The 25,453-nt window shown below is 65.4% G+C and carries 28 protein-coding genes and 1 pseudogene; 15 read left to right on the forward strand and 14 right to left on the reverse strand.

Annotated features, from left to right (window positions below; all coding sequences use genetic code 11):
* Positions 1 to 3: 3 nt before the first annotated feature.
* Genes ASD73_RS08740 through ASD73_RS23530 form a run of 4 tightly spaced genes read right to left on the reverse strand, consistent with a single transcriptional unit; the run spans position 4 to position 4,115 of the window.
* Positions 4 to 288: a hypothetical protein gene (locus ASD73_RS08740; protein ID WP_056371529.1), complete on the reverse strand. Its 285-nt coding sequence runs from the start codon at positions 286 to 288 to the stop codon at positions 4 to 6.
* Entirely contained in the window at positions 288 to 2,816 is a 2,529-nt protein-coding gene (locus ASD73_RS08745) for a cbb3-type cytochrome c oxidase subunit I (RefSeq protein ID WP_056371531.1), read from the reverse strand. The genes ASD73_RS08740 and ASD73_RS08745 overlap by 1 nt, the downstream gene beginning before the upstream one ends.
* Positions 2,813 to 3,751, reverse strand: a complete 939-nt coding sequence (gene coxB / locus ASD73_RS08750) for a cytochrome c oxidase subunit II (protein ID WP_056371532.1) — start codon at positions 3,749 to 3,751, stop codon at positions 2,813 to 2,815. The genes ASD73_RS08745 and coxB overlap by 4 nt, the downstream gene beginning before the upstream one ends.
* Positions 3,744 to 4,115 (reverse strand): c-type cytochrome, encoded by a 372-nt coding sequence (locus ASD73_RS23530; RefSeq protein WP_056373403.1) that lies wholly within the window; start codon positions 4,113 to 4,115, stop codon positions 3,744 to 3,746. The genes coxB and ASD73_RS23530 overlap by 8 nt, the downstream gene beginning before the upstream one ends.
* A gap of 96 nt (positions 4,116 to 4,211) precedes the next feature.
* Between ASD73_RS23530 and ASD73_RS23535 the strand changes: the two are divergent.
* Positions 4,212 to 4,721 (forward strand): annotated as a pseudogene (locus tag ASD73_RS23535) (c-type cytochrome); the annotation flags it as partial.
* Positions 4,722 to 4,734: 13 nt separating this feature from the next.
* On the opposite strand, the gene ASD73_RS08760 reads toward ASD73_RS23535, so the two are convergent.
* Positions 4,735 to 5,397, reverse strand: coding sequence for a cytochrome b (locus ASD73_RS08760; protein WP_056373406.1), 663 nt, complete (start codon positions 5,395 to 5,397; stop codon positions 4,735 to 4,737).
* Complete coding sequence (locus ASD73_RS08765; protein ID WP_056371534.1) at positions 5,394 to 6,110, reverse strand: cytochrome c oxidase assembly protein; 717 nt, start codon at positions 6,108 to 6,110, stop codon at positions 5,394 to 5,396. Before ASD73_RS08765 ends, ASD73_RS08760 begins: the two co-directional genes overlap by 4 nt.
* Before the next feature lie 131 nt (positions 6,111 to 6,241).
* Here ASD73_RS08765 and ASD73_RS08770 point away from each other — a divergent pair, with 131 nt between their 5' ends.
* Together ASD73_RS08770 and ASD73_RS08775 are read left to right on the forward strand one after the other, a co-directional pair.
* Complete coding sequence (locus ASD73_RS08770) at positions 6,242 to 6,652, forward strand: DUF2231 domain-containing protein (RefSeq protein ID WP_056371536.1); 411 nt, start codon at positions 6,242 to 6,244, stop codon at positions 6,650 to 6,652.
* On the forward strand, positions 6,649 to 7,986 hold the full coding sequence (locus ASD73_RS08775; protein ID WP_056371537.1) for a PQQ-dependent sugar dehydrogenase: 1,338 nt from the start codon (positions 6,649 to 6,651) through the stop codon (positions 7,984 to 7,986). Before ASD73_RS08770 ends, ASD73_RS08775 begins: the two co-directional genes overlap by 4 nt.
* A 1-nt stretch (position 7,987) precedes the next feature.
* Here ASD73_RS08775 and ASD73_RS08780 read toward each other — a convergent pair whose 3' ends face one another.
* The 5 genes from ASD73_RS08780 to ASD73_RS08800 all read right to left on the reverse strand — a co-directional run bounded on the left by ASD73_RS08780 (position 7,988) and on the right by ASD73_RS08800 (position 12,862).
* On the reverse strand, positions 7,988 to 8,593 hold the full coding sequence (locus ASD73_RS08780) for a DedA family protein (RefSeq protein ID WP_056371540.1): 606 nt from the start codon (positions 8,591 to 8,593) through the stop codon (positions 7,988 to 7,990).
* On the reverse strand, positions 8,590 to 9,699 hold the full coding sequence (locus ASD73_RS08785; protein ID WP_056371542.1) for a catalase family protein: 1,110 nt from the start codon (positions 9,697 to 9,699) through the stop codon (positions 8,590 to 8,592). The genes ASD73_RS08780 and ASD73_RS08785 overlap by 4 nt, the downstream gene beginning before the upstream one ends.
* Positions 9,700 to 9,729: 30 nt before the next feature.
* Positions 9,730 to 12,342 (reverse strand): PAS domain S-box protein, encoded by a 2,613-nt coding sequence (locus ASD73_RS08790; protein WP_056371544.1) that lies wholly within the window; start codon positions 12,340 to 12,342, stop codon positions 9,730 to 9,732.
* A 68-nt stretch (positions 12,343 to 12,410) separates the two neighbouring features.
* Positions 12,411 to 12,683: a hypothetical protein gene (locus ASD73_RS08795; protein ID WP_056371546.1), complete on the reverse strand. Its 273-nt coding sequence runs from the start codon at positions 12,681 to 12,683 to the stop codon at positions 12,411 to 12,413.
* Entirely contained in the window at positions 12,683 to 12,862 is a 180-nt protein-coding gene (locus tag ASD73_RS08800; protein ID WP_056371548.1) for a DUF3606 domain-containing protein, read from the reverse strand. The genes ASD73_RS08795 and ASD73_RS08800 overlap by 1 nt, the downstream gene beginning before the upstream one ends.
* Positions 12,863 to 13,111: 249 nt before the next feature.
* Here ASD73_RS08800 and xth point away from each other — a divergent pair, with 249 nt between their 5' ends.
* The 3 genes from xth (at position 13,112) to ASD73_RS23170 (ending at position 14,847) form a co-directional block, all read left to right on the forward strand.
* The gene (xth, locus tag ASD73_RS08805) at positions 13,112 to 13,918 is read left to right on the forward strand and encodes an exodeoxyribonuclease III (RefSeq protein ID WP_056371549.1); all 807 of its coding nucleotides are present in this window, start codon (positions 13,112 to 13,114) and stop codon (positions 13,916 to 13,918) included.
* The gene (locus ASD73_RS08810) at positions 13,915 to 14,418 is read left to right on the forward strand and encodes a hypothetical protein (protein WP_056371551.1); all 504 of its coding nucleotides are present in this window, start codon (positions 13,915 to 13,917) and stop codon (positions 14,416 to 14,418) included. The genes xth and ASD73_RS08810 overlap by 4 nt, the downstream gene beginning before the upstream one ends.
* Positions 14,419 to 14,526: 108 nt before the next feature.
* Positions 14,527 to 14,847 (forward strand): hypothetical protein, encoded by a 321-nt coding sequence (locus ASD73_RS23170; RefSeq protein ID WP_156407319.1) that lies wholly within the window; start codon positions 14,527 to 14,529, stop codon positions 14,845 to 14,847.
* A gap of 646 nt (positions 14,848 to 15,493) precedes the next feature.
* Here ASD73_RS23170 and ASD73_RS08820 read toward each other — a convergent pair.
* Positions 15,494 to 16,252, reverse strand: coding sequence for an HAD-IIB family hydrolase (locus ASD73_RS08820; protein ID WP_056371555.1), 759 nt, complete (start codon positions 16,250 to 16,252; stop codon positions 15,494 to 15,496).
* Positions 16,253 to 16,430: 178 nt separating this feature from the next.
* On the opposite strand from ASD73_RS08820, the gene ASD73_RS08825 reads away from it, so the two are divergent.
* The 9 genes from ASD73_RS08825 (at position 16,431) to ASD73_RS08865 (ending at position 23,801) form a co-directional block, all read left to right on the forward strand.
* On the forward strand, positions 16,431 to 17,570 hold the full coding sequence (locus ASD73_RS08825; protein WP_056371557.1) for a glycosidase: 1,140 nt from the start codon (positions 16,431 to 16,433) through the stop codon (positions 17,568 to 17,570).
* Positions 17,571 to 17,666: 96 nt separating this feature from the next.
* Positions 17,667 to 19,895 carry a hypothetical protein gene (locus ASD73_RS08830; protein WP_056371559.1) on the forward strand — a complete coding sequence of 743 codons (2,229 nt, stop codon included), beginning with the start codon at positions 17,667 to 17,669 and terminating at the stop codon, positions 19,893 to 19,895.
* Between the two features lie 119 nt (positions 19,896 to 20,014).
* Positions 20,015 to 20,311: a hypothetical protein gene (locus tag ASD73_RS08835; protein ID WP_056371561.1), complete on the forward strand. Its 297-nt coding sequence runs from the start codon at positions 20,015 to 20,017 to the stop codon at positions 20,309 to 20,311.
* Between the two features lie 10 nt (positions 20,312 to 20,321).
* On the forward strand, positions 20,322 to 20,642 hold the full coding sequence (locus ASD73_RS08840; protein ID WP_156377334.1) for a hypothetical protein: 321 nt from the start codon (positions 20,322 to 20,324) through the stop codon (positions 20,640 to 20,642).
* Positions 20,643 to 21,043: 401 nt separating this feature from the next.
* Complete coding sequence (locus ASD73_RS08845) at positions 21,044 to 21,799, forward strand: SDR family oxidoreductase (RefSeq protein WP_056371564.1); 756 nt, start codon at positions 21,044 to 21,046, stop codon at positions 21,797 to 21,799.
* 21 nt (positions 21,800 to 21,820) lie between these two features.
* Positions 21,821 to 22,387, forward strand: coding sequence for a hemerythrin domain-containing protein (locus ASD73_RS08850; RefSeq protein WP_056371566.1), 567 nt, complete (start codon positions 21,821 to 21,823; stop codon positions 22,385 to 22,387).
* 26 nt (positions 22,388 to 22,413) lie between these two features.
* Positions 22,414 to 22,779: a hypothetical protein gene (locus ASD73_RS08855; RefSeq protein ID WP_156377335.1), complete on the forward strand. Its 366-nt coding sequence runs from the start codon at positions 22,414 to 22,416 to the stop codon at positions 22,777 to 22,779.
* 261 nt (positions 22,780 to 23,040) lie between these two features.
* A complete protein-coding gene (locus ASD73_RS08860; RefSeq protein ID WP_056371570.1) occupies positions 23,041 to 23,430 on the forward strand; it encodes a response regulator in 390 nt (129 codons plus the stop codon).
* Entirely contained in the window at positions 23,397 to 23,801 is a 405-nt protein-coding gene (locus tag ASD73_RS08865; protein ID WP_056371572.1) for a response regulator, read from the forward strand. Before ASD73_RS08860 ends, ASD73_RS08865 begins: the two co-directional genes overlap by 34 nt.
* Here ASD73_RS08865 and ASD73_RS08870 read toward each other — a convergent pair.
* The gene (locus tag ASD73_RS08870) at positions 23,798 to 24,763 is read right to left on the reverse strand and encodes a cation transporter (RefSeq protein WP_056371573.1); all 966 of its coding nucleotides are present in this window, start codon (positions 24,761 to 24,763) and stop codon (positions 23,798 to 23,800) included. The two genes, ASD73_RS08865 and ASD73_RS08870, sit on opposite strands and share 4 nt — an antisense overlap.
* The gene (locus ASD73_RS08875) at positions 24,760 to 25,419 is read right to left on the reverse strand and encodes a hypothetical protein (RefSeq protein WP_162248133.1); all 660 of its coding nucleotides are present in this window, start codon (positions 25,417 to 25,419) and stop codon (positions 24,760 to 24,762) included. The genes ASD73_RS08870 and ASD73_RS08875 overlap by 4 nt, the downstream gene beginning before the upstream one ends.
* Positions 25,420 to 25,453: the final 34 nt, after the last annotated feature.

Consider the following 25,453-nt stretch of genomic DNA (forward strand, 5'->3'; position numbering starts at 1 on the left):
GCGCTAGCCGATCAGCGCGGGCAGCGCCTGCCAGGCGATGGCGAGCGCGCTCAGCGCGAGTCCGCCGAGGGCGACGGCCGCGCGCCAGCGTGCGAAATCGTCTGACCGGTCAAGCGGCAGCAGCCGCCGCGCGAGCAGGCCAACGGCGCCAAGCGCGAGCCCGCTCAGCAGCAGGACTGCGCCGCGCGAGGCGGCGCTCGCGCCCGCAAATTCGCCGATGCCGTAGAGCAGGAAGAAATGCACGGCCCAGAGCAGCAGCCCGCCGAGGAGGATCAGCCAGCTGCGCATCAGGGCATGCCGAACGCGCGGCCGAACAAAGCCGCCACGAGGCCCTGCACCGCGGTGTAGGCGAGGAACAACATGGTGAGATCGACGCTGTTGTTGCGGGGCAGGCTGACGAGACCGCGCAGCGCGCGCGCCGCGCAAAAGGCGGCCATGAGCAGTCCGGTGCCAGTTGCGAAGGCCTGCAGCGCCTGCAACGCGTAGATCGTCGCGCCCTGCCCGCTCGCCTGCGGAACGAGGCCGCTCGCGCGCCAGCTGCTCCAGTCGAGCCATAGAGCGACGCCGGCCGCGAGCACCGAGAGGAGGAGCAAGCCCGCGGACCTGCCCGCGCCGCGCGGCAGCAGGCGGCGCGCCGCGAGAGCCGCGACCAGCGCGGTGCCATAGAGGAGCGCCACCGGCAGCGCCGCGCCGATCTTCGGTGGCGGCGTCCAAAATCCGGGCTGATTCGACCAGAGGAAAGCAAGACTGAAGAGCGCCATGATGAAGATCATCGCCATCACGACGAGGAGGATGACCATGGCCCACCAGCCGTGGCTCGAAGGTCCCGTGACATAGGTCGGCACCATGATACCCGCGCCGATATCGACCTGGGCCTGCTCGACCGGGCGATCAGTCTCCCATAGCCAGCGAAGCACGCTCGCAACCGCCAGGACGCCGCTCACCCACCCGAACATATAGGCCTGCACTGTCAGCGCGAGAAAGAAGCCGGCCGTGAAAACGGCCGCTGCGAAGGGCCAGGCCGAGGGGCCGGGCATGATCTGCAGATATTGGGGCTCGGCGAGCAGCGGGCTGGTGACGATCGTTTCGCGAAGCCCCGTCGCCGACCTCGGAAGGAAATAGCGCCCCGCCGCGACGTCGTCGGCGAGCTTCGGATCGTCGCGCAGCGGCTCGCGTCTCCGCACGACCGGGATCGAACGCGTCGAATAGAGCTCGCTCGGCAGCCATTCGAGCGTGCCGCCGTCATAGACATTGCCGGCATTGCCTCCGCCGGGGGCGAGACGGAAGTTGCGCGCAAGATCGATGAGGAACAGCAGCACGCCGGCAGCCAGCATGAAAGCGCCGATCGTCGAGATCAGATTGGGCAGCTCGAGCCCCTGCCCCGGCAGATAGGTATAGACGCGCCGCGGCATGCCCTGAAGCCCGGCGAGATGCATGGGCAGGAAGGCGATGTTCATGCCGGAGAACATCAGGCCGAATATCCATTTGGCGAGCGGCTCCGAGAGCGCCCGCCGGCTCACCATCGGAATCCAGTAATAGAAGGCGGCGAAGAGCGGGAAGACCATGCCGCCGATCAGAACGTAATGGAGATGCGCGACGATGAAATAGCTGTCGTGGGCCTGCCAGTCGAAGGGCACCATCGCCACCATCACCCCGGTGAGTCCGCCGGTCACGAAGATGGTGATGCTGCCGAGCACGAACAGGCCCGGTGCGTTGAAGCTGCGCTTGCCGATGGCAAGCGTCGCGATCCATGAGAAGACCTGGAGGCCCGCTGGCACGCTCACCGCCATCGAGGCAGCCGAAAAGAAGCCGGTCGTCATCGGCGGCATGCCGGTCGTGAACATATGATGCGCCCAGACGCCGAAGCTGATGAAGCCGGTCGCGAGCATCGCGAGCACGATCAGCCGGTAACCGACGAGCTCCTCGCGCGCGACCGCGGCGACGATCATGCTCATCATGCCGGCCGCGGGGAGAAAGATGATGTAGACCTCGGGATGGCCGAAGAACCAGAACAGATGCTGCCAGAGCATCGGATCGCCGCCGCGCGTCGCGTCGAAGAAGGGCCAGCCCAACGCACGCTCGATCTCGAGAAGCAGGGTACCGAGGATGATGCTCGGGAAGGCGATCACGATCATCACCGCGAAGACGAGCATCGACCAGGCAAAGATCGGCATCTTGTCGAGCGACATGCCCGGTGCGCGCGTGCGTAATACGCCGACGATGATCTCGATCGCGCCCGCGATGGCGCTGATCTCGATGAAGCCGATGCCGAGCAGCCAGAAGTCGGTATTGATCCCTGGCGAGAAGGCCTTCGAGGTAAGCGGCGGATACATGAACCAGCCGCCGTCAGGAGCAAGGCCGACGAAGATCGAGGCAAAGAAGCAGAGCCCGCCCACCGCATAAGCCCAGAAGGCATAGGCCGAGAGCCGCGGAAACGGCAGGTCGCGCGCCGCCAGCATTTGGGGCAGCAGCAACACGCCCGCCGCCTCGACCGCGGGCACCGCGAAGAGAAACATCATCACCGTGCCGTGCATGGTGAAGACCTGATTATAGGTGCCCTGCGGCAGGATCTCGAGCATCGGCGCCGCGAGCTGCGCGCGCATCAGCAGGGCAAGCACCCCCGCCATCAGGAAGAAGAGAAAGGCGGTGCCGAGATAATAGATGCCGACATAATTATTGTTGACGACGGTCAGATATTCCCAGCCCTTGGGTTTGCACCAGATCCGCCGAAGCGCGTCCTCCTCTCCCTTCGGGCGGCGACCCTTGGTGGGGAAGCGATCGTAGAGCGCGGGATCGAACCCGGTCTCCGACCTCATTTCAATGTCACCAGATAATCGCTGACCGCGCGCAATTCCTCGCCGCTGAACTGGTGATAGGCGGGCATGCGGTTGCCCGGCTTGATCGCCTGCGCATCGGCGATCCAGCCGGCCATCGTGCCTGGATTGTTCGGAAGGATACCCGCGCCGAGCGTCTGGCGCGATCCGACATGGGTTAGATCGGGCCCGGCCAGGCCGTTTGCGGGCGTGCCGCGGATGGTGTGACAGGCGGCGCAGCCGCTCGACAGGAAGAGCGAGAGCCCCGGGCCCTCCCCCTCGCTTGCCGGCAGGCGCGAAGCGCGCCAGCGCGCGAAGTCGGCGGGCGCATGCGCGACGACGATGAAGCCCATCAAAGCGTGCGGCCCGCCGCAATATTCGGCGCATTGCCCCTTGTAGATGCCGGGCTTGTCGGCCTGGATCAGGAGGCGGTTGGTGCGCCCCGGGATCATGTCCATCTTGCCCCCGAGGCGCGGCACCCAGAAGCTGTGGATGACATCGGCCGCCTCGAGTTCGAGCAGCACCGGCGTACCGACGGGAATATGAAGCTCGTTCGCATCACGCAGCGTCTCGCGGCCTTCCGCGTCCTGGTAATGCACGCGCCACCACCACATTTCGCCGATGATCTTGACGCGCATTTCCTGGCCGGTGACGCGCGTCGCCGAGAGCGAACTGGTGAGCATCAGTCCCCAGACAAGAAGGCCGGTGAGCACCACGGCCGGAAAGGCGAAGCCGAGGATCCAGATCGCGCGCTCGCCGCCGAGCCGCGCCTTGAGCTTCGCCGAACCGAACAGCGCGGCCCAGAGCGCCGCAAGCACCACCAAAAGCACTGCGGTCCCGCCGAGCAGCAAGGCCCAGGCGAGCGTCGTCACCGGCTCGGAATAGGGGCCCGCCGGGTCGAACACCGCCGGCGGCCAGCCCGAGCCGGCGCTAGTCACGCAAGCTCTGGAGCCAGGCCGCGATGTCACGCGCTTCGCGCGCGGTCATCGGGATAGCGGGCATCGCGCTTCCAGGCACCACGGCAGGCGCGTCGCGTATGAAGACGGCTAGCAGAGGCAGATCGTTCGGGAGCTGCCCCGCGATCAGGCCGCGCTTTCCGAAAGCCGCAAGCGGCGGGCCAACCTGCCCCTTCGGCCAGTCGATGCCGGGCATGTCGTGACAGGCGCCGCAGCCCAGGCGTGCGGCCGCGGCCTTGCCGCGTGCGATCGCGGCGGCATCCGCGAGCGGCGGTTCGATGGGCGCGGGATCGCAAGCCGTCAGCATCAGCAGCATCGATCCCGCAAATCCCCCTTTCCAGATCATCCGACATCCTCTTGCGTCACGCTTCGGGAACCACCGCACGCCGACAATGGTTCCCGCAAGGTGCGCGCCGCTTCCCTTCTCCTCCTCCTCCCGCTGATGGGATGCGACGCGCCGACCCATGACGACCGCTTTCGCGCCTCCGGCGAAACGCTGGCGTTCAGCGGCGGCGACGCGGGCGCCCAAGCGGCTTGCTTCACCTGTCATGGTCTCGGCGGCGAAGGCGACGGCCAAGCCAGCCCGCGCCTCGCCGGCCTCGACCCCGGCTATCTTCACCGCCAGCTCGCCGATTATGCCAACGGGCGGCGCGAGCATCCACTGATGCACTCGATCGCGCTCAAACTGTCCGACGCCGACCGCGCGAAGGTCGCGGCCTATTATGCCGCCCTCCCCGCGCCCCCGCGCGCTCCCGCGAAACCCGCTGTGGAGGGGGCGATCCTCTACCTGCGCGGCGATACCGCGCGCGGTCTCGCGCCCTGCGCAAGCTGTCACGGTGCGAACGGCGAAGGCGATGCGGCGAACCCGCCGCTTTCGGGGCAGCCTGCGGCCTATCTCGAGGCGCAGCTTGCCGCATGGCGCATGGGCAAGCGGAACAATGATCCGCTCGGCGAGATGCGGGCAATCAGCCGCCGGCTTTCGCCTTCCGAGGCGCGCGCGGTTTCGGCTTATGCGGCGGGCCTTTCTCCGTCTCCCCCTCCAGATTGGGCAGCATCCCGCGCAGCACGTCGTGGCGATCCCAGAAATGATGCTTCAGCGCCGCGCCGACATGGATCGGGATCATCGCCACCAGGAGGAGGATGAGTAAGGCGTGGATGCCCTCGGCCCAGTCGAGTATCCACCATTGCACCGCGGGCGTGAGCGTATCGAAAGGCATATAGGGAAAGGGGATGAGTCCCGCGATCTTCAGCGGCTCGCCCTCGACCGCCGACCACATCGCCCAGCCGCTGAGCGGCAACCCGAAGAAGCAGAGATAGAAGAGGATGTGGGTGACGTAGGCCGCCATCGTCTGCCAGCCGAGCCGGTCGGCATCGTTCACCGGACCCGGGATCACCAGCCTCCACAGCGCCCGCATCGCAGCGAGGACAAGCATAAGAAGTCCGATCTCGGCGTGGGTGCGAAAGGCCTCGATCTTGTCGCCGCCCGCGGGAATCCGGCTCATGTGCCATCCCCACCAGAGCTGGAAGAGGACGAGCGCCGCCATCACCCAGTGGAAGGTCTGGCCGACAGGCGAGTAGCGCCGGTCGGCGGCGTAGCGCGCCGCCCAGGCCTGGAGCGCCGCGATCATCGCGCCGCTGCGGCCGGCGGCGCGAGCATGTGCCAGCCGCGCCATAGTGCCGCAGCGAGATAGAAGACGGCGGCGGGCGCCCACATGATGAGCCCGGCCAGTTGCTGGTCCTCGAGCGGGGTCAGGCCCCAGGCCAATGTCGATGCAGCATGCGGCGCATAAAGCGGCGATCCGGCGAAGGTGATCAGCGCCCCGAGCAGCCCCATCTGGACCATCATAGCGAGCAGGAGCAGGATCGCGGTGAGCGAAGACGCGCGCCGCAGCGCGCCCCAGAAGGTCATCGCGCTGACGAGCAGCGACAGCTGCATCGTCCAGAAAATCAGGTCGTTCGAGAACGCTGCCGCATAGGGCGCGGGCGCGTGCCAGACCCAGAAGAGGAGGATATGCCCCCCCGCCCACAGCGCCGCGCTCCCGGAGACGACGAGACGCGGAAGGCCCCATAGAAGCAGCGGAGCGGCGACAGCAGTCAATATGACATGATGCACTACGCGTACCGAGAAGAGCGCCGAGGACAGGGCGCAGAGCGGCGATACGAAAAGAAGCACCAATACCGCCATCCCGGCCCAAAAGGCAGGAGCAGCATCGCGGCGCCAGGCAAGAGAAGCGACCAGTCCGAGCCCGAGCAACAGCCAGGGTTCGCCGTTCCAGCGCCCGAGCCAGTCGCTGGGCAGCGGCGCCGCGCCGCAATAGGGAATCCAGCCTCGGTCCAACATGCCCTTCCTCTGCCATTCGAACGTCGCGCCCGCGCGCGAGTTCCGCGCGCGTCCACGAAACCAATCGCCAGCCGGTGCATTGTTCGAGGGGGCGGAGCAGGCGGAGAATGAGGTTGGCGACACAATCTTCCATGAGCAGACGGTCCGTCCACCCGCTCCACGCGATCCTGCTCGCTTTCCCGATCGCGCTGTTCGCCAGCGCGCTTCTCTCCGACATCATTTATCTCAAGAGCGCCGAGATGCAGTGGAGCAATTTTTCGGCCTGGCTGATCGTCGGCGCGCTCGTCTTCGGCGCCCCGGTCCTGCTCTGGGCGGCGATCGGCCTCTTCCGCCGGCGCCGCAACCCCGAGCGGACCCGTGCGCTCGTCTATTTCCTGCTCCTGCTCGTCATGTGGATTGCCGGGCTGATCAACGCCTTCAAGCATAGCCAGGACGCCTGGAGCTCGGTCGGCGCCGCAGGGGTGGCCCTGTCGATCGTCTCGGCGCTCACCGCGCTCGCCGCGGGATGGATTGCCTATAGCGGCGAAAGGATCGCCCGATGAGCTCGCGCTTTCTCCTCACCGGCCTCCTCGCCGCGAGCGCGCTCGCGGCGTGCAGCGGCGGCGACGAAAGCCTCGACCAGACGGGCGCGAGCCCCAAGCTTCCCGCGCTCGACGAGACGCTCGTCCCGCCGATGAAGATCGCGAAGCCGCAAGGCTGGAACGGCGAACGTCCGACCGTTCCGAAGGGCTTCACGATCACGCCCGTTGCGACCGATCTCAAGATACCGCGCCAGATTCTTGTCCTGCCCAATGGCGACGTCCTTGTCGCCGAAGGCTCGGGCGGTCACGCGCCGAAATCGCGGCCGAAGGATGTGATCGCGGGCTATATCAAGAGCCTCGGCAAGAGCAGCGTCAAGAGCGGCAATCGCATCACGCTGCTGCGCGACGCGAACGGCGACGGCAAGCCCGAGCTGCGCACGACCTTTATCAAGGATCTCGATGCGCCCTATGGTCTCGCGCTGGTGAACGGCAGCCTTTATGTCGCCAACCAGGGCGCGCTGCTGCGCTTCGCCTATAGCGACGGGGCGACAAGCATCTCCGGAAAAGGGGAAGAGGTCACCAAGCTCCCGTCACAGATCAATCACCACTGGACCAAGTCGCTCGCCGCGAGCCCCGATGGCAGCAAGCTCTATGTCGGCATCGGCTCGAACAGCAATATCGGCGAACGCGGCCTCAGCCTCGAGGAAGATCGGGCGGTTATCTGGGAGGTCGATCCCGCAACAAAAGCGAGCCGCATCTATGTCTCGGGTATTCGCAACCCGACTGCGCTCGCTTTCGAGCCGACATCGAACATGCTGTGGGCGGTGGTCAATGAGCGCGATGAACTCGGAGCCGAGCTAGTCCCCGATTATCTGACCTCGGTGAAAGAGGGCGCCTTCTACGGCTGGCCGTACAGCTATTGGGGTAAGCATGTCGATCCACGGGTGCATCCGCAGAAACCCGACCTCGTTAAAAGCGCGATCGCGCCCGACTATGGGCTCGGCTCGCATGTCGCCCCGCTCGGCCTCAGCTTTGCCAGCGGCACCGGCTTTCCAGGCTTCGCGCAAGGCGCCTTTATCGGCGAACATGGCAGCTGGAACCGCCAGCATCTCGCGGGCTACAAGGTGAGCTTCGTGCCGTTTGCGGGCGGCAGACCCGCCGGCAAGCCGAGGGATTTCGTGACCGGCTTCATCAAGGACGGACGCGCGCGCGGCCGCCCGGTGGGGGTCACCTATGATGCGGCGCGCGGCGCGCTCTGGATCGCCGACGATCTTTCGAACACGGTGTGGCGCGTCACGGGTCCAACACCCCTCGCGCTTGCCTTGCCGGTCGGGCCGGCAGCAGGTCAGAAATGATCTAGCCCGCCTTGGCCGGCTCGAAGCGGATCACCCGCCAGACATAATAGAGCAGCAGCGCCGCCATGATCGCCGTACTGAGGGGGCCAAGATATTTTTCTACGCCGTCGAAACGCGCGCCGAGCATATAGCCTGCGCCCGCGAGCGCGCCCGTCCAGACGCCCGCGCCGATCGCGCTCAGGAGGATGAAGCGCGTCGGCGGCATCGCGAACACCCCCGCCGGGATCGAGATCAGCGTCCGAAGGCCGGGGACGAGATGTGCGAGCGGCACCGCCCAGCTGCCGTGGCGGCAAAACCATCTCTCGATCGACGCAATATCCTCGCTGCTCAAGGTGATCCAGCGGCCGTGCCGGTCGGCCCAGCGGCGCAGGCGCTTGTCGCCGATGCGGCGCGCGACTGCGTACCAGAAAAGTGCGCCTGCGAGCGTTCCGGCGAGCCCGGCGAGGATGACGCAGGGAAGACTGTACTTGCCATCGGCGGCACCGAAGCCGGCGAGCGGCATGATCACTTCCGAGGGGATGGGCGGGAAGACATTCTCGAGGAACATGAGCAGGACGATGCCTGCATAACCCATCGCCTCGACAAGATCGGTGATCCAGTCGGTCATCCGCACCTCCCTCCATCTTTCCACGGCGTCGGTGCGCCTGGCTCGGCATATGGGCAGCCGATGAAGGCGGCGCGATAATCGGCCGAATGGCGATAGGTGTCGCGGCGCGCGCGGTTGATGTTGCCGAGCGGCCGATGCGCCTCGATACCCGTCCAGACGCTGAACCGCATAGCCTCGTCGACACGCTCGACGAGGCTATGCGTCCAACTGTCCTGCGCCGCGGCACGCAGCAGCGCCATGCGCTCGAAAGGCGCTTCGCTTTCATCCCATTCGACGGTCGGATCCTCGACGGGCTGGCGCGCGATATTGCGGCAAAGCTGGACCCGCACTTCCCAGACCGCGTCGATCGCTCGCATCTCGGCGCGCACATCCTCGCGGATGGCATCGTCGCGTCCTGCGACGGCAATCGTCTCGCCGGCGAGCGCGGTCATCGCAGGCGCAACCGGCGCGAGGCTGAACTTCGCGACATGATCGCCGTATCGAAAGGGGGTGACTGAATAATAGGTCAATCCGAGCGGCTCGAAATTGGGAGCGCCGCCAAGCGCGTCGACCGCCGCGGGTGGATCGAGCCCAACCGCCTCGAAACCATGATACACGCCCTGGAGCACCGCCGATATCGCCTTCTTGGTGCCCTCGAGGCGATCGGTCGTCCGTGCGAGCAGCTTGAGACGGCCGAGGAATTTATGGGCGGTCTTCGCCTGGAAGGTCTTCGCGGCGACGAAGATGAAATCCTGCGCTGTGCCCTCGGAGCCCTCGAGCCGCTCGCCCTCGACGTCGAGGATCTTGACCGCGACGCCCCGTGGCAAGCTGATCGCATCGGGAAGCATATCGCCGGCATTGGTGGAGACGCGGATGAATGCGCGATGCGTGCCGGGCGTGGCGAACAGGCCTTGCGCCAGCTCGGACGGAAGAGAGTGCTCGACGATCAGTTCGCCAGCGAGAATGGCATGCGCCTTGGCATGGACTGCGCGAACGGCATGGCCATAATCCGCGGACGTTCGCTCGAGGATCGTATCGAAAGCCGCGTTGAGTTTCGCGATTGTCTCGGCTTCGTCCGGCTCGATCCGTTCGACGGCGGGGGAATATGCAAGCGGTGGAACTTTCATGATCGTCTCCCGTGCCCCCGCAGCGCTCCGTCACCCCGCCGCCTGCGCGACCGCGCGTTCGAGCTCCATCTGCCCGAAGGGCTTGCCGAGGCGCTGTAGTCCCTGCGCCACGTCGGCAGGGGTCTCGCCATAACCGGTGGCGAGAATGACCGGGAGCGCAGGACGCTCGGCGCGCGCGGCGGCGATCAATTCGCTGCCCGTCATGCCGGGCATCGCCTGGTCGGTGATCAGGATCGCGATATCGGGATGCGCGCGAAGCAGCTCGAGCGCTTCGTCGCCCGATCCCGCTTCGACCACCTGGTGGCCGAGATCCTCGAGCAGCGCGGCGGTGTTCATGAGGATGATCGCATCGTCGTCGACGACGAGGATACGTCGGCTCGCGGTCTGCGCCGCTTCGGCAGGCTGGGCGTCAGGCAACGCAGTGCCGGTTTTCTCGTCGCTCAATGGCAGCCAGATATGCGCGCTCGTACCGCGTCCGACCTCGCTCTCCATCTGCAGCGCGCCGCCGATCTGCTGCGCGAAACCATGGACCATCGACAGGCCGAGACCGGTGCCCTTGCCGATGCCCTTCGTGGTGAAAAAAGGATCGGCGGCGCGCGCGAGCGTAGCGGCGTCCATGCCCGCGCCATTGTCGGCCACCGACAGCCGGACATAACGACCCGGCGCGAGATCCGCGACCGCGCCGCGCCGGACATCCTGCTCGACCGCGCCGATTGCGATCGCACCGCCGCCCGGCATCGCGTCACGGGCGTTGACCGCGAGGTTCAGAAGCGCCATTTCGAGCTGGTTGACGTCGGCAGCGACCGCCGCGAGCCCGGCGGGAAAGCTCGTCTCGATGATGAATGCGGGCCCGAGCGCACGCTGCAGCAATTCCATCATGCCGCCAACGAGCTGCGGCAACACGACCGCCTCGGTCGAGAGTTCCTGGCGCCGCGCAAAAGCGAGCATGCGCTGGGTGAGCGCGGCGCCGCGATCTGTTGCCAGGAGGCAATTGTCGAGAAGCTTCGCCGCCTGGGGTTCGAGATCGGACCGTTTGCGTAGCAGTTCGAGGCCGCTTCGGATCGCCATCAGGAGATTGTTGAAGTCATGCGCGATCCCGCCGGTGAGTTGACCGATTGCCTCGAGCTTCTGCGACTGAAACAGCGCCTCGCGCGCCAGCTCGAGCTCGTGCTGGGCCTCTTCGCGCTCGGAGATGTCGCGGGTGATCTTGGCAAAGCCGATCAGCGTGCCGTCGTCGTCGTGGATCGCATCGATCACGACGCTCGCGCGAAAGCGCGTTCCATCCTTGCGGATCCGCCAGCCCTCGGCGGCAAAGCGGCCTTCGCGCCGAGCCGTGTCCAGGGCTCGCTCCGGTTCCTGCGCCGCGCGGTCGGTCTCCTGGTAGAAGGAAGAGAAATGGCGTCCGATGATTTCATCGGGGCGATAGCCCTTGATCCGCTCGGCCCCGGCATTCCAGCTCGAAACATGGCCTTCGCCGTCGAGCATGTAGATGGCATAGTCGGTAACCCCCTGCACGAGCAGGCGGAACTGGGTCTGGCTGCGCTCAAGCGCCGCGGTACGGTCGGCAACGCGCATCTCGAGCGTTTCGTTAAGATCGCGCAGCCGTTCGGCGGTCTTGCGCAGTTCCTCCTCGGTGCCGACGCGCTCGATATGCGCCCAGCTCCGGTCGGTCACATCGCGGATGAGCGCGAGCTCATTGTCGCTCCAGACATGCGGGTCGCGGTGATGGATCGCCATCAGGGCGGTGAGCCGCCCTTCTTTCACCAAAGGCATGCAGATCGTCGCCGCGATGCCGATATCGCGAAAGGTCGCCGCCGCAGCAGCGGGCAGTTCGGTGCTATTGTTGTGAACAACGAGCGGCTCGCCCGCATTCAGGTTCCGCACAGCGAGGTCGCCGAAGTCCGAGAGTCGATAATGGCCGACGATCGAGGCCGAGCCTTCGGCCGCCCAGTCGCCGCGGATCGAAAAGCCATCGCCATCCTCGTCCATATCGGCATAGGCGCAGATCGAGACACCCAGTTCCTCGCCGACCATCCGGGTGGTCGTCGCCAATATTTCGTCAGCATCCGTAATCGTCATCGTCTGGCGCCCGAGGGCATCGAGGAAACGCAGCCGCGCCTCGCTTTCGCGCAGCGCCACGGCCGCCTTGATTGCTTCGCTGGTCTCGACGACGATCGCGAGCACGCCCGCCGGTGTGCCGTCGTCACCGAAAACCGGGGAGTAGTCGAGATTCATCCAGACGTCCTCGAGCCCGCCGGTACGGTCGAGCTGGAGCAGATGATCCTTGTAGGCAAGCGTGCCGCCGGCGAGGCCGACTTTCATGACATTGTCGTTAAAATCGGCGACCTCGGGCCAGGCCTTGCGAACGGGCAAACCGAGGATGCGCGGATGATTTTCGCCGGCGAAAACCGAATAGCCGTCGTTGTAGATCATCGTGCCGGGTTTGCCCCAGAGCATGACCATTGGCACCGGCGAATGGATGAGGAAGGCAACGATGGCTTTCAGGCTCGGGGACCAGCCGCTGATTGGCCCGAGCACGGTCTCCGACCAGTCATAGGCGGCAATCAACCGGCCCATTTCTCCGTCGTGGCGGAGAAAGTCGCGGTCGCCATCGCCGTTTCCTTTTCTCCAGACGCTCCACATGCTTTTGTCCCCTGCTTTTTTTCGCCTGTCCTAACGGACGGTCCCGCGGGACAGTTCCGGCCAGCGCTTCAGCTTTCGGAAATCGTCTCGTCCTCGATCGCGGCGCGGATCATCCGGTCCCAGACGGCCGCATCGCCGACGGCAAGCATGCGACCGCTCGGCTCGCGCAGTGTCCGCAGCACCGCGAGCGCCGCATCGGCATGGTCGGGCCACAGCGCATCGACCGCTTCTGCTGCCGATGCCATGTCGCCCTCGCCATTTTTGCTCAGCGCGTGGGCCGCGAGCGTGCGGGCGACGCGCTCGACCGGTGCAGTCGCGGCGCGGTCGAAGTCGCCTGCCATCAGGATTTCTTCAGATAGGCGCGCACAGCATCCGCGGAATGGCCGACGGCGTCGACTGCTTCGCGCAGTTCTGCTTCGCTCACGCCGAGGCCCTGCGTCCAGTCGCGCACTTCATAGTCTTCGCCGAGGCTGATCCTGTCGCGGTCGGGCGATCCCACATGCGTCTTGTCGTCGGCCATGATCCACTCCTTCGTTTATCCTCGGTCAACGCCTGCGCGCCGCGCGGGTTGCAGCAACGCAGCTTGCCCCGGCCGGGGAACGAAGGCGGCCTCGTCGAGTAGAGACTCCATGATCCGCTCCCCCGCCTCCTGCCGCAACAAGCGAACCCTCCGGAGCGAACGCGGCGATACCGGAACTCTGTTCTACCGCGCTCAACCGCAAGCGTCGGCCGGCTGGGGCGGCGCCGCCGACCGGGAGCTCCCGGCCCTGTGAAGATCGCGACCTACAATGTGAACGGGATCAGCGGCCGACTGCCCGTGCTGCTCCGCTGGCTCGCGCTTGCCGAGCCCGACATCGTCGTGCTGCAGGAACTCAAGGCGCCGCAGGAAGCATTCCCGAAGGCCGCGATCGAGGCAGCGGGCTATCAGGCGATCTGGCACGGCCAGAGCCGGTGGAACGGCGTCGCGCTCCTGAGCCGCGTCGGCGAGATCCACGAGACGCGCCGCGGTTTGCCCGGGGATCCCAAGGATGAGCAGAGCCGATATGTCGAGGCAGCGGTCGGCGGCATTCTCGTCGCCGGCCTGTATCTCCCCAACGGCAACCCCTGCCCTGGCCCCAAGTTCGATTACAAGCTCGACTGGATGGAGCGACTTCATGCGCACCTCCGCTCGCTCGTCAACCTCAAGGCGCCCGTCGTCGTCGCGGGCGACTTCAATGTCATCCCGACCGAAGTCGACGTCTACAAGCCCGAGCGCTGGAAGGACGACGCGCTCTTCGCGACCGAAGCAAAGGCCGCCTACCGGCGCCTCCTTGACCAGGGGTGGGTCGACGCGATCCGCCATCTCCACCCCAAGGAGACCATTTATACCTTCTGGCACTACTGGCGCCAAAGCTTCGAACGCAACGCGGGCATCCGCATCGACCATCTGCTGCTCAATAAGCCCGCGACGAAACGCCTTGCGGCTGCCGAAGTCGACCTTCGCCCGCGCGGCTGGGAAAAAACGAGCGATCACACCCCGGTATGGGTCGAACTCGGCGACGCCCCGGGCCGAAAAACCAAAAAGAAGATATCATGACCCAAGCCGAAGCCTTCATCCTCCACCAGCAGGGCTGGGTTCCGAACAACGAGCGGCTCCCCGTCCTCCTCTACCGCGGCGCGGTCAGAGCCGAAGGCAGGAAAGCTGCCGAAGCCTTTGAACAGCGCTTCGCTGACCATGGCTGGCGGCCGCAGTGGCGCGATACGATATTCGACTATCATCATTATCACTCGACGACGCACGAAGCGCTCGGCGTCTTTGCCGGCTTTGCCACGCTCCAGCTCGGCGGCCCCGGCGGCAAAAGCATCGACGTGCAGGCCGGCGACGCGCTCTTGCTCCCGGTCGGGACCGGGCACCGCCGCGTCGCGGGCAGCGAAGATTTCCAGGTTGTGGGCGCCTATCCCGATGGGATGAACTGGGATATTTGCACCGAGGCACCCTCGGCCCAAACCCGCGCCCGAATGACAGCGCTACCCCTGCCTCATCGCGATCCCGTCACCGGCCTTCCCGATCCCTTCGAAGCCGGCGGCGACGCCTGACGCAATGCCGACCGGCGCGGGCGGCACCGTCCAGAGGTGCGGCGTACTCGCTCCCATTTTCGCGAGCATGCGGTCGCCATCCCAAAGCTCGACGTCCGCGCCGCGGGCGTGCCCCTCGGCAAGATGGAGCGCGTGGTCGCTATCGGCGGCGTCAAGCGCGACACGCCGGGTGCCGGCACCTCCGGCAGGCCTGATTACCAGATAGAAGCGGTGCATGGCATGCTCCACCCTCGTTGCGACCAGCCACCGGGGCGCGATAAGACTCGCGCATCCTTCGGCAGCCAGGTGATTTTATGCAAAAACGGGCCGTCGCTCAAGGCTCGACCCGGCACAGAAAGACGGCCCGCGGCATGTCCGCATAAAATCGAGGAAAATTCATACCGGATGCGCGGCGCGGGAACCAAAGCCGGAGCCCGCGTGTTTCATTAACCTCTCCATATGAAAATATGGTCAGAATTTAAGTCCTGTCTTCGGACGGACTTTAGGAAAGCCCCGCCGCAGAAATGCGACGGGGCTTACCCGTTTCAATCGCTGACGATTTGACTGCCGGTGCGCCGGACCGGAGATCGTCACTCCTGGCGGCCGAGGCAGATAGCCGCGTCCGCCCCCGCGTCTGCCTGCTACGGGCGGCGTCTGCCGCGGCCGGAATACGCCCGAAGGCCGCGGCATTCATCGAATTCGGTCATCGACGACACCGACAAGCAAAGAGCATGCGCGCGGCGCGGAACCAACCGCCGCCGTCGGTCGATTTAGGAATCGGAAATTCTCTGCGAACGGGGCTTGATCGTTAATGGAGATGGCAGATGTCATCCTGTTCGGAGCATATGATTTGGGCCGCAGCCACCGACGTAAGGCAGCGCTACGCCGACCGGGCCGAGAGCGTCGTCGAACAGCAAATTAGCTGGTCTCGCGAGCGCTCCGCACAAGGCGAAATCGACTATTGGAGCGCTGTGCTTGATCGCCTCGCCCGGATGCGCGCACCGCGCTCCAACGAGCCGGGCGCGCCCGCGGCAGATATCCCGGGGCCGCAGCCCGGCTAAGCGATCGTTGTTGGGCCCCGGCGCTCAACGAACGGTCAAAGCCGGGCTGGTCTTTGGCATGCGACGATCGCTGCGATGACCGCAAGCGTTTCCTGCGGGTCGCGAACGCGCACCGTGTCGAGCCCGAGTTCCAGAGCCGGATAATCATTGCCGCCGGGAAAGATGGCGTCGCCGATGAATAGCATGTCATCCAGCGCGATACCGCTCGCATCGCGAAGCTTCGCGAGGCCATAACCCTTGTCGACACCCTCGCGCGTGATATCGATAGAGGTCGCTCCGCCCATGTTGATCGAGAGCCCCGGCAGGCGCCTGCGCAGGTCGGCCTGGATGATCTTGCGCTTCGCAAAATCGGGATCCCAGATCTCCTTGGCATGGATCGGCGCCTGCTGGCCGAGCGCCGAAAAGGTTATCTGGCTGCCGCGATCCTCGATGCGCTCGCCCCACACGTCCTCGGGCACGAACCCCGTCGCGGCGAGTGCCGCATCGAACGCTTCGAGGATGTCGCGCTTTTGCCCGTCCTCGAAGAGTTCGGCATAGACGGGCTGCCAGCCATTCACGCTGTGCGTATAGAGTTTTGTTCCCGTCGTCGGCATCAGCCACAGGCGCGCGCGGTCGGCGCGCGGGGGGAGCCGGCTCGCCACCTGCTTGTCGAACTGCGGCCAGTCGCCGCCAGAGATCACCGCGACGTCGGCGACGCCAAGCAGATCGGCCAGCGTCTCGCCCATCTCGGGCTCGAGCGGCTGCTTGCTCTCGGCAAGGGTTCCATCGAGATCGAAGGCGACGAGTTGCTTCATGGCGGAAAATGCTCCTGATGGGGGGATCATCATCCCTGGCGGTCGCCAAGGACACCAAAGCAATCGATCGGCACTGCCGATAGTTCCACGCCGCGGTGCTGCGGAACGATGCCGCGCGCCGCGACTTGATAGCGGCATCGGCCAGCGTGCCGCCGCCTCCAACGGGAAGGAACCGACAATGGGTTTTGCTGTCGACCGTCTCATCTTCGGCCCCGACGATGTCGATCTGTCGCGCTCGCCGCTCGCGGGCCATTTCGATGCCGAGACCTATGTGCTCGGCGCCTTCAATCCCGGGCTGACGCGGCTCGCGAGCGGCAATCTGCTGATGCTGGTGCGCGTGGCCGAGGCGCTCCGTAGCCCGATATTCGATGGCCATGTCCACTGCATACGCTGGGCCGAGGGTCGATATCTCCTCGACGCTTGGCCGCTCGATCTGTGCGACACCTCCGACCCTCGCAAGTTCATGGTCCGCGGCGGCAAGTGGCGGGTGATGGCGCTGACCTCCCTGTCCTGGCTTCTCCCGGTCGAGCTGTCACCCGACGGCCTCGAGGTGGTTGCGGTCCATTATGATCGCGCGATCGCGCCCGCGGGCGATTTTCAATGCTACGGCGTCGAGGATGCGCGGATCAGTCGTGTCGGCGATCGCTGGCTGATGACGAGCTGCTCGGTAAGCCCCGAGCGGCATTCGACGACGCTCTACAGCTCGGATAACGGCCTCGACTGGACTTTCGAGGATATCGTTCTCGACCATCAGAACAAGGACATGCTGATCTTCGAGGGCCGGATCGACGGCCGGTATTGGGCGCAGACGCGCCCGCTCGGCGATCTCTATTTCGCCTATCCGCCCGGATCGGCGTGGCGGGCGGGCCCCTCGATAAACCTCGCCACTTCGCCCGACGCGCTTCACTGGAAACCCCATCGCGCGCCGGGCATCCGCCCGCATGCCGATACCGTGGCGACGGCGCGGATCGGCGGCGGGACCCCGCCCATCCTCACCGACGATGGCTGGCTGAGCCTTTGGCACGGGGTCGAGCCCAAGGAGATCGTCGGCATCTACCGAACCTATTGGTCGCTTCTAGACCGCGACGACCCGGCGTGCGTCGTGCGCACCGAACATGCACCGCTGCTCGAGGCCGACCCCGAACTCACGCGGCCGCTTGAGGACAAGCTCTATGTGCGTGATGTCGTGTTCACGACCGGCATCGCCGATGCCGGCGATCATTATGTCGTTGCCTCGGGCGAAGCCGATCTCGCGTGCCGCATCACCCATATTCCCAAAGCGGCTTTTGGTCTCCGGGGCGCCGCGAGGACAATATGATTAACCTCGATCAAGCGCCGGGAACATTTGCCTCTGTCGCGCCTTAACAGGGAACAAAATCGGCAGAAATGAGACGTCCAGCAGGGAACGACCCGCATGAAATCGAGCGCGCTTCAAGACGGCACCGCGCCGGTCACCCCCTATCTCCTTACTCTCGGCGACGCGTTCGCGCGCATGCGCGGCAAGCCACTGGCGGCCTTCACCGCAGGCGAACTCGCCGCCGAGGTGCGCATTCTCGGCGATGCCCTCTGGTTGATCGTTCGCCGACCGGGCCAGGGCGGGATTGCGCTTCGCGCCGCAGCATGGGCCGGCGAGACCGTCGCCAGGGCGATGAGGCCCGAGCTTGGCGAGATCGCCCGTATTCGCGTCACGAGCGGGCTTGGCGTACATATCGTCTCGGTGAAGTCCGGCGCGCGGACGCTGCCCTATTTCCGCCTCATCACGCGCTTCACGCCCAGCGTGCCGACACGGCTCCCTTTCGTGCCCCGCGATCTCTATCCTCTCGATCGCCATGATGAGCCTCTCGGTGCGCGCGGCCGCGTTCATGCGGTACAGCGCGGCCTCAACACGGGCCTTCTCTATTTTCAGCTCGACGATCCGGCAGCGGGCAGCTTTTTCTATTTCCAGAATCTGACCGCGCTCAACGATTATTGCCGCGCGACAGGCACGAAGCCCGAAGATGTCGTCGGCGGCGAGTGGCCCGAGCTCGGCTTTCTCCTTCCGACCCCCGACCAAGGCGCCGGAACCGGGACAGAACCGCTCGCTGCCGGCAAGGAGATCATCCTTTCCGACGCGATCCTGCTGTGCCGCCCCGACGGGCCGAGCGACGAACGCGACTGCGCGCGCCACTTCCTCCAGATGCTCGGTGGCGCGTACCAGCTTCTCGACCTGCCGCCGACCGAGTTTCGCGACTGGATCAATCGCGCGGGCCGCACGCTCGACGATCTGGACAGCGCGCCCGAGGCGACGATCCGCCATTACGGGCATCGCTATGTGCATCCCTATACGGCGGCCGAATATCCCGACATCATGGTGCAGATGTCGATCGTCCAGGCGATCCACGACTGGGGCAAATGGCAGGGCGAGCCACACCCGCTCGAGGCCGAGTTCAAGTCAGGGCTGAACAAATTCTGGGATCCGAAACTGAAGACATTGCGGCGCTATCTGCCCAATGTCGGAGACGACAAGGATGCCGATGCGGTCGACAGCTGGTATCTTTACCACCCGCTCCTCAATCTCGGCCGCCTCGCCCACGGCGGCGACAAGCAGGCCAGGACGCTGTTCCTGAAGTCGATGGACTATGCGATCAAGGCGGCGCGCCATTTCGACTATAAATGGCCGATCCAGTACAAGATCACCGACTTCTCGGTGATCACCGAGACCGCAGGCGCCGACGGGCGCGGGCAGACCGACGTCGGCGGCGTCTATGCCTGGGTGATGCTGCAGGCGTTCGACCTCACCGACGACAAGCGCTATCTCGACGAGGCGCGCGCTGCGATCGATGCGGCGATCGGCCTTGGCTTCGGCATCAACTATCAGGCCAATCTCACCGCCTGGGGCGCCGCGGCGTGCATGCGGCTGTGGCGGATCACCGACCGCGACGTCTATCGCGACCAGAGCTATGTCTATCTCGCAAGCTTCTTCCACAATTGCGAGATATGGGAAAGCGAGCTCGGCCACGCGGTCCACTACCGCAATTTCCTCGGGGTGACCTGCCTCCAGGACGCACCCTATATGGCGATTTACGAATGCTTCGACAGCTTCTCGGCGTTCGAACATTATCTGGACGACAGCGGCCCCGACCTCGAGCCCGCGGCGCGGATGCTGATCGCGGAATATTGCAAATATGCGCTCGACCGCGCCTGGTTCTACTATCCAGATGCGCTCCCGCCGCAGGCGATCGCGAAGGAACAGCGCGAGCATAATGGTCATATCGACCGCAAGCTCTCCTTCCCGCTCGAGGATCTCTATCCCGACGGGCAGGAAGCGGGCCAGGTCGGGCAGGAGATTTACGGCGCCGGCGCGGCGTTCGTGTTCGCGACCCGGTCGTTCCACAAGGTCGAAGGCGCCCCCTTCCTCCTCTATTGCGATCATTTCGTCCGCGCGAGCGAGCGCACCGATACGAAGGCGCTGTCGGTCACGCTCGACGGCGGCGAGACCTGTACGGCGCGGCTGAGCTTCGTGCGTGCAAAGCGCCGCAAGCTTCCGCGCACCCATGTGGCGACGGTCGATGGCGACGTGCTGCGCCCCCATGCGACGAGCGCCGACCGGATCGACTATCTGGTGCCCGCGAGCGGCCGCCTCGTGTTGCGCTGGGAGGCCTGAGAATGGGCAAAGGTCGCAGACAATCGGCACGAAGTGGGCGCGCAAGACTACCACGCCCACGGAGCCGGCAGGATGATTTCGGCACCGTAATTTTTTGAACGAAGGAAGGAGATTGGATCATGGCCAGGACAGCAGCATCCCGCGCGGACGGGACGAGGACATCGGGTTTCGGCAAGCTCCTCGGCGTCGCGGTACTGGGGGCGCTCGTATGGTTTACGCGCAGGCAGCCGGGCGAGCCGCCGAAGCAGGATGACCATGCGACGGCCTTTGCCGACAACGAGACCGACCCCGAGAACTTCGACCAGACGCGCTCGGCGGGTCCGGGCGGGATGCGCTCTCAGCCGCGCCGGACGTGGGACCGCATCGACCAGGCGGCCGACGAATCCTTCCCCGCCAGCGACCCGCCAGCCTATTGAGCGCGCAGTCATGGCGAGGGAGACTTTGCGCTTCGCTGGCGAAGCGATCGCGGAACAGGCACCGGTGACCGGCAAGGGCCGGCGGCGCACCTACACGCTACGCTATGAAGAGGATGCGCTCGGCCTGCCGAAGCGGATCGAGTTCGAGGCCGAGAGCCCGGCGGCGGCGCTCGAGATCGCGATGGGCGAAGCCGAAGGGCGACGAGCGCTCTTGCTCGCCGACGGCGAGCCGCTCTGCCAGCTGGTGAAGGCCGCGGCCGACCCTGCGCCTTTCTGGATCGTCGCGCGCGATGGTGCGCGTAACGATCCGACCGGCGGGGCCGCCCGATGAGCCGCGCCCCGCCCGTCCGGTCCAGCCTCTACGCGCGTCTTCGCGTCCCGATGCTCGTCCTCGCACCCGATGCGCTTGGTCTCGTCGCCGCGCCAGATTTCAGCACGCGAGCGGCGATTGTTGCACATCCTCAAGCCGGAGACGCGTGCGAACAGCATCGGTTCGACGATCATGCATGACGCTTCTTTTTTCCCGAATGAATTCCCCATCGAAGAGAGAGCGTCGGGAAAGCTGCGCGGCGACGCGCGTGTTTCGACGTCTCAGATATTTTTCGCGCACCGGCGGCCGGGGKGGAACCCCGACTATCGACGGGCGTCAGTAGACGAAGGGGAGCGGGCACCGCGGCTCTCCTTGCTGGCCCCGGCCCGTTCGCTCCCCGCTCGAACCGGAGAGGACGCACGATGATCGACGAAAGCGACGCGCATACCGAGGCACCCGATCTCAAGGGGCGCAGGGCGATCGTGACCGGCGGCACGACGGGGATCGGCCGCGCGATCGCGGTGCTGCTTGCGAGCGAAGGCGTGAAGGTCTTCATCTGCGGGCGGACGCCCGAGCATCTCGACGATGCGTTGCAGCGCATCGGCGAAGTCGGTCACGGCGACGGCATCAATGTCGACCTCTCGATCCCGCAAGATGTCGACCGATTTTTCGACGCCGCTACCGATTTTCTCGGCGGTATCGACATCGCGGTCATCAACGCCGCTGTTCCCGCGGCTGCGCTTGCCGATTCGGGTGAGAGCGAGACACGCTACCAGCTCGAGACCGATTTCAGCGCCTATCTCATCTGCGCGCAGGAAGCCGCGCGGCGTATGGAAAGCGGGAGCGATATCATCTTCATCGGATCGATGTCGGCAGTATCGCAAAAGCCCGGCAGCTCGATCTATGTGGCCGCGAAGGCCGGCATCGAGGGCTTCGTGCCGGCGTTCCGCAAGGAGCTCGCCGAGGAGGATATCAAGGTGGGGCTTATCGAACCGGGCTTCACCGGCGCCGACTTCCAATATCCCGAGTTCCCGCCCGAGAAGCAGAAAGAGCTGATCCACGCGAGCAAGATGCTCCGCGCCGAGGATATCGCAGTGGCAACGCATTTCATGCTGACGCAGCCGCGACGCACCGCGGTCTCGCTGATCCGCGTCGAGACGCGGCTCGAACATCCCTGATCCAGACCGAAGGAGCCGATCATGTCGACCAATATTCTGTCCAGTAGCAAGAGCCCCGCCTTTCTTCTCGGCGCCGCCGCGGCAGGCTTCGTCGTCGGTCTCGCCGCCAATTTCGGCCGTAAGGCGGTGGTCCAGGGGATTACCGCCGCACAAGGCGAGTGGGACGAAGGCCTCAAGGCCGAGCACCGGCTGACGCTCAGGCTCTTCGATGCGATCGAGAAGACCGACGCGACGCAGACGTGGAAGCGCGGCATGCTGCTCACCCAGCTCAAGCATGCGCTCGGCAAGCATGCATTCGAGGAGGAGAATGTCGTCTATCCGGCGATGCGCGACCATGGCCAGGTCGAGGATGCCGACCAGCTCGTGCACGACCATGGTTATGTGAAGCAATATCTTCACGATCTCAGCGAGATCGCAAACGACGATCCCACATGGATCGCCAAGATCCGCGAATTCCGCGCGGATATCGAGACGCATATCGAACAGGAGGAAAGCGAGCTCTTCCCGCGCCTGCGCGCCGCGCTCGGCGCCGAAGGCAACAGGCATGTCACCGCCGAGATGAACAAGGCCGGCTTCGCCGCCGCCTGATCGCGCACGACCAAAGGAGAATGAAGATGAGCGATACCACTCCCCGCGGCCCGCTTGGCGATGCCCGCCCCGACAAGGAACCGCGCGCGCCTACCCCCGGGTCGCGCAAACAGGAGAAGGTCGAAGACCGCGACAATGTCGGCACCGCGCAGCCCGAAGATTATCCGGTCGGCGAGCGCGAGGATGGCGACGTCACCGCCGCGCAAAACCGCGGCAAGCGAGCGAACAAGCAAGGCAGCGGCCCGGTTACCGGCAGCGGCGCGGGAGCCGGCGGCGGCGGTAATCCCGAGGATTATGACGATGATCCGCAGGCGGGCGGCGGCCACAAGCCTATCCGCACCGATCACGGCCCGAAGACCGGTGCTGACGCCCCCGTCGGCGGCAGCCGCTAACGGCGGAGGAAGGATTAAGCGCCGCCGTTGGCTCCGCTGAGAGGGCCATGCCGACGGGCAACGAACGCCATCGCGACATTCGACAGTCGCCGATGAGACGCCGAGCCAGCTTGGACTCGCGATCGTCGCTGGCCATTTCTTCGCCCGCTGGCGGCGCTTCGGAACCTGCCTTTATCGACAGACGTTTAGCTCTCATCCACAATGCGGCGAGGTGCGGGTCCAATCGGAGCCGCTGGTTCGGATTGTGGATGAGGACCGAAGGTGGGTGCACAAACGATACTCGTCGTCGAAGATGAGTTTCTCATCCGGTTCATGCTGGCCGATTCCCTTCGCGAGATCGGATATCAGGTGCTGGAAGCCGCAGACGGCGATGAGGGCTTCGAAATTCTCATGTCCGGTCAGGTCATCGACCTGATCATCACCGATGTTCGCATGCCCGGCGCCATCGACGGGATGGAACTGACGCGCCGCTCGAAATCGCTGGCGCCCGCTCGCCCCGTGATCGTCTGCTCGGCGGACCTGTTCAAATCCCAATCCCATCCGGCCGACGAATTTCTTGCAAAGCCCTATACCATCGAAGCGCTCGCCGGCTTGATCGCAAGGCTGATAGGAGATCCATGGCAGAAGAGCTCCCAGAACCACGGTGCCTGATCGTCGCGGACGCCGACGTCCTGATCCGCAACGCGCTTGCCGAATATCTGCGGCACTGCGGCTACAAGGTATTCGAGGCGGCGACGTCCGACGAGGTTGTCATAGCGCTCGAGGAAGGCGCCTTGAGGATCGACGCGCTGCTGGCAGATGCCGAGCTGCCGGGGCGATATAACGCATTCGAGCTGCGGATCTGGGTCAGGGACCATTATCCCGATGTCGACGTGGTCCTTGCGGGCAACATCGATTCGGCGGCCAAGGCGGCGGGTCATTTATGCGATGAGGGCCCGCACCTTCAGCGGCCCTATGATCCCGAAAGCGTCGCGGCGCACGTCAAGCGGCTGCTGGCGGCGACGCGGCGGCAAAGACTTTAGCGCGTCCCCTCGGGCTCACTGCGATTGGATTCCACCGGTACAAAACTGATCTGGGCAAGCCGCCAGCTTCGTTCAACCTTACCCGGCCAATGGTCGGCGGTACCGGGATATGGCTCGGGTGCATGGCACCCATGCACTTCGGCGCGAATGAGCCGGCCCGTTTCGCGCAGGCGGATCGACGCACCGGGATAGCGCTCTTCGAGCATGGCCTGCAAAGCTTCCGCTTCTTCCGAAATCGCGGGGCTCGAAAGGCCGCGCGGGGTGCCGTCGACCAACTCGGCGGTGGAAGATCGAATCGCCTTCAGGCCATCATGCAGGATGTCGAACGAGATGAAGGCGGCAGCAACCGAGTCCGCCCACCACCAGCCCAGACCCAGGCCGACGATGCCAGCGATACCTGCGGCGCCCGTCATCCAGTTCGCCTTGTTCATCAGCGCGTCGGTATGGAGCAGCTTGTCGGCAAGCTCTTCGGCTAGCGGCAGTTCCTTGCGGCCGATGATCATCGGCGGGATCATCGCGTAGAATTGTGCGCCGATCATCAGCCAGCCCAGCCAGATATCCTGGCCGAAGAGGCGCACGGTGCCGACTGTCGCATGCTCGGCCTTGACCAGCGTCATGGCCGAATCCCAGAGCAGAAGCGCGCCGGTGGCGGCGAGTGCGACCGCCGCGAGAAAGAAGCCGAGGCCGTTGACCCGCTCGAACCCGAAAGGAAATTTGTGGGACTTGTGGCCCCTGCGTTCCATTTTCGCCGCGATCAGGAAGGCGATCGGCGGGACGAGCCCGAGCGTGTCCTCGATCCACGCGGTCTTCATCGTCTGGCTCTGCCCGAGCACCAGCCCCATCACGATGACGATCGTGATCGTCCAGAAGATGTTCCAATATTCGAGGCGCTCGGCGCGCTTGAGGGTTTCGAGCAATGGCGGCGGCAGCGTTTCGCCGGTCGTCACGGTCGGCGCGCTCATTTCGCCCTCCCGGCGACTTGCCGTGCATTGACTTCGACGAGCGATATCCAGCGATTCTCGCCGCTCGGCATGGCGGCGCGCCACTCGATCGCCTTGTCGCCCCTTCCGTCGGTCCGGATCGGCGGCGACAGGGCGTTGGCGGTGGCTGAAGGCGTATCCTTGCGGAACGGCGCAATCACGAGGTCGATGTCGCCATCTTCGACGGCTTGCAACAACGGCTCGATTTCGCCCGACCTGCGCAGCGTCCGCGCGCCAGTTTCCTTTTCTAGCCGCCGCAGAAGCGCGGACGCTTCGGGCGGAATATTCTCCGGAGCTCCGAGCCGGATCGTGCCGCGCGACCGAATGCTCTCCAAGCTCTGTTCGGGATCGCTGGGGAACCGGTCGCAGGCAGCCAGCAGAAGCGTGACAATCGCGATTATCGCGATGCGGGGCACCACCGTGCCATGCAGCCCGCGAGCGGGCTCGATCTTCGCAGCTTCGGTCAATCGACCCTCCAGAACGCAGCACTTGATTGCCCTGCCGTTACGCCCGGCGCGCCGCGCGGTTCCTTCTCTGGCCTCGGGGGTCGATCCGTTAGGCCGCGCGCACTTGCTCGCCGGCCGAAAAATGAAGGGCCTATCAGAACGGCGCGGCGACCTTCCATTCCACCACGCCAAATGCGGCCTCCGCCGGCATCTCGGAACGAAACCC

Source organism: Sphingopyxis sp. Root154, assembly GCF_001427105.1.
Lineage (GTDB): Bacteria > Pseudomonadota > Alphaproteobacteria > Sphingomonadales > Sphingomonadaceae > Sphingopyxis.

Coding starts and splice junctions, on each gene's coding strand:
- ASD73_RS08865 (WP_056371572.1), top strand. CDS start 23,397: ATGGCAGAAGAGCTCCCAGAACCACGGTGCCTGATCGTCGCGGACGCC.
- ASD73_RS08765 (WP_056371534.1), bottom strand. CDS start 6,110: ATGTTGGACCGAGGCTGGATTCCCTATTGCGGCGCGGCGCCGCTGCCC.
- ASD73_RS08855 (WP_156377335.1), top strand. CDS start 22,414: ATGAGCGATACCACTCCCCGCGGCCCGCTTGGCGATGCCCGCCCCGAC.
- ASD73_RS08760 (WP_056373406.1), bottom strand. CDS start 5,397: ATGATCGCGGCGCTCCAGGCCTGGGCGGCGCGCTACGCCGCCGACCGG.
- ASD73_RS08810 (WP_056371551.1), top strand. CDS start 13,915: ATGACCCAAGCCGAAGCCTTCATCCTCCACCAGCAGGGCTGGGTTCCG.
- ASD73_RS08770 (WP_056371536.1), top strand. CDS start 6,242: ATGAGCAGACGGTCCGTCCACCCGCTCCACGCGATCCTGCTCGCTTTC.
- ASD73_RS08820 (WP_056371555.1), bottom strand. CDS start 16,252: ATGAAGCAACTCGTCGCCTTCGATCTCGATGGAACCCTTGCCGAGAGC.
- ASD73_RS08780 (WP_056371540.1), bottom strand. CDS start 8,593: ATGACCGACTGGATCACCGATCTTGTCGAGGCGATGGGTTATGCAGGC.
- ASD73_RS08775 (WP_056371537.1), top strand. CDS start 6,649: ATGAGCTCGCGCTTTCTCCTCACCGGCCTCCTCGCCGCGAGCGCGCTC.
- ASD73_RS08845 (WP_056371564.1), top strand. CDS start 21,044: ATGATCGACGAAAGCGACGCGCATACCGAGGCACCCGATCTCAAGGGG.
- ASD73_RS08835 (WP_056371561.1), top strand. CDS start 20,015: ATGGCCAGGACAGCAGCATCCCGCGCGGACGGGACGAGGACATCGGGT.
- ASD73_RS08795 (WP_056371546.1), bottom strand. CDS start 12,683: ATGGCAGGCGACTTCGACCGCGCCGCGACTGCACCGGTCGAGCGCGTC.
- ASD73_RS08840 (WP_156377334.1), top strand. CDS start 20,322: ATGGCGAGGGAGACTTTGCGCTTCGCTGGCGAAGCGATCGCGGAACAG.
- ASD73_RS08850 (WP_056371566.1), top strand. CDS start 21,821: ATGTCGACCAATATTCTGTCCAGTAGCAAGAGCCCCGCCTTTCTTCTC.
- ASD73_RS08870 (WP_056371573.1), bottom strand. CDS start 24,763: ATGAGCGCGCCGACCGTGACGACCGGCGAAACGCTGCCGCCGCCATTG.
- ASD73_RS08785 (WP_056371542.1), bottom strand. CDS start 9,699: ATGAAAGTTCCACCGCTTGCATATTCCCCCGCCGTCGAACGGATCGAG.
- ASD73_RS08745 (WP_056371531.1), bottom strand. CDS start 2,816: ATGAGGTCGGAGACCGGGTTCGATCCCGCGCTCTACGATCGCTTCCCC.
- ASD73_RS23530 (WP_056373403.1), bottom strand. CDS start 4,115: ATGATCTGGAAAGGGGGATTTGCGGGATCGATGCTGCTGATGCTGACG.
- ASD73_RS08740 (WP_056371529.1), bottom strand. CDS start 288: ATGCGCAGCTGGCTGATCCTCCTCGGCGGGCTGCTGCTCTGGGCCGTG.
- ASD73_RS08830 (WP_056371559.1), top strand. CDS start 17,667: ATGAAATCGAGCGCGCTTCAAGACGGCACCGCGCCGGTCACCCCCTAT.
- ASD73_RS08790 (WP_056371544.1), bottom strand. CDS start 12,342: ATGTGGAGCGTCTGGAGAAAAGGAAACGGCGATGGCGACCGCGACTTT.
- ASD73_RS08800 (WP_056371548.1), bottom strand. CDS start 12,862: ATGGCCGACGACAAGACGCATGTGGGATCGCCCGACCGCGACAGGATC.
- ASD73_RS08825 (WP_056371557.1), top strand. CDS start 16,431: ATGGGTTTTGCTGTCGACCGTCTCATCTTCGGCCCCGACGATGTCGAT.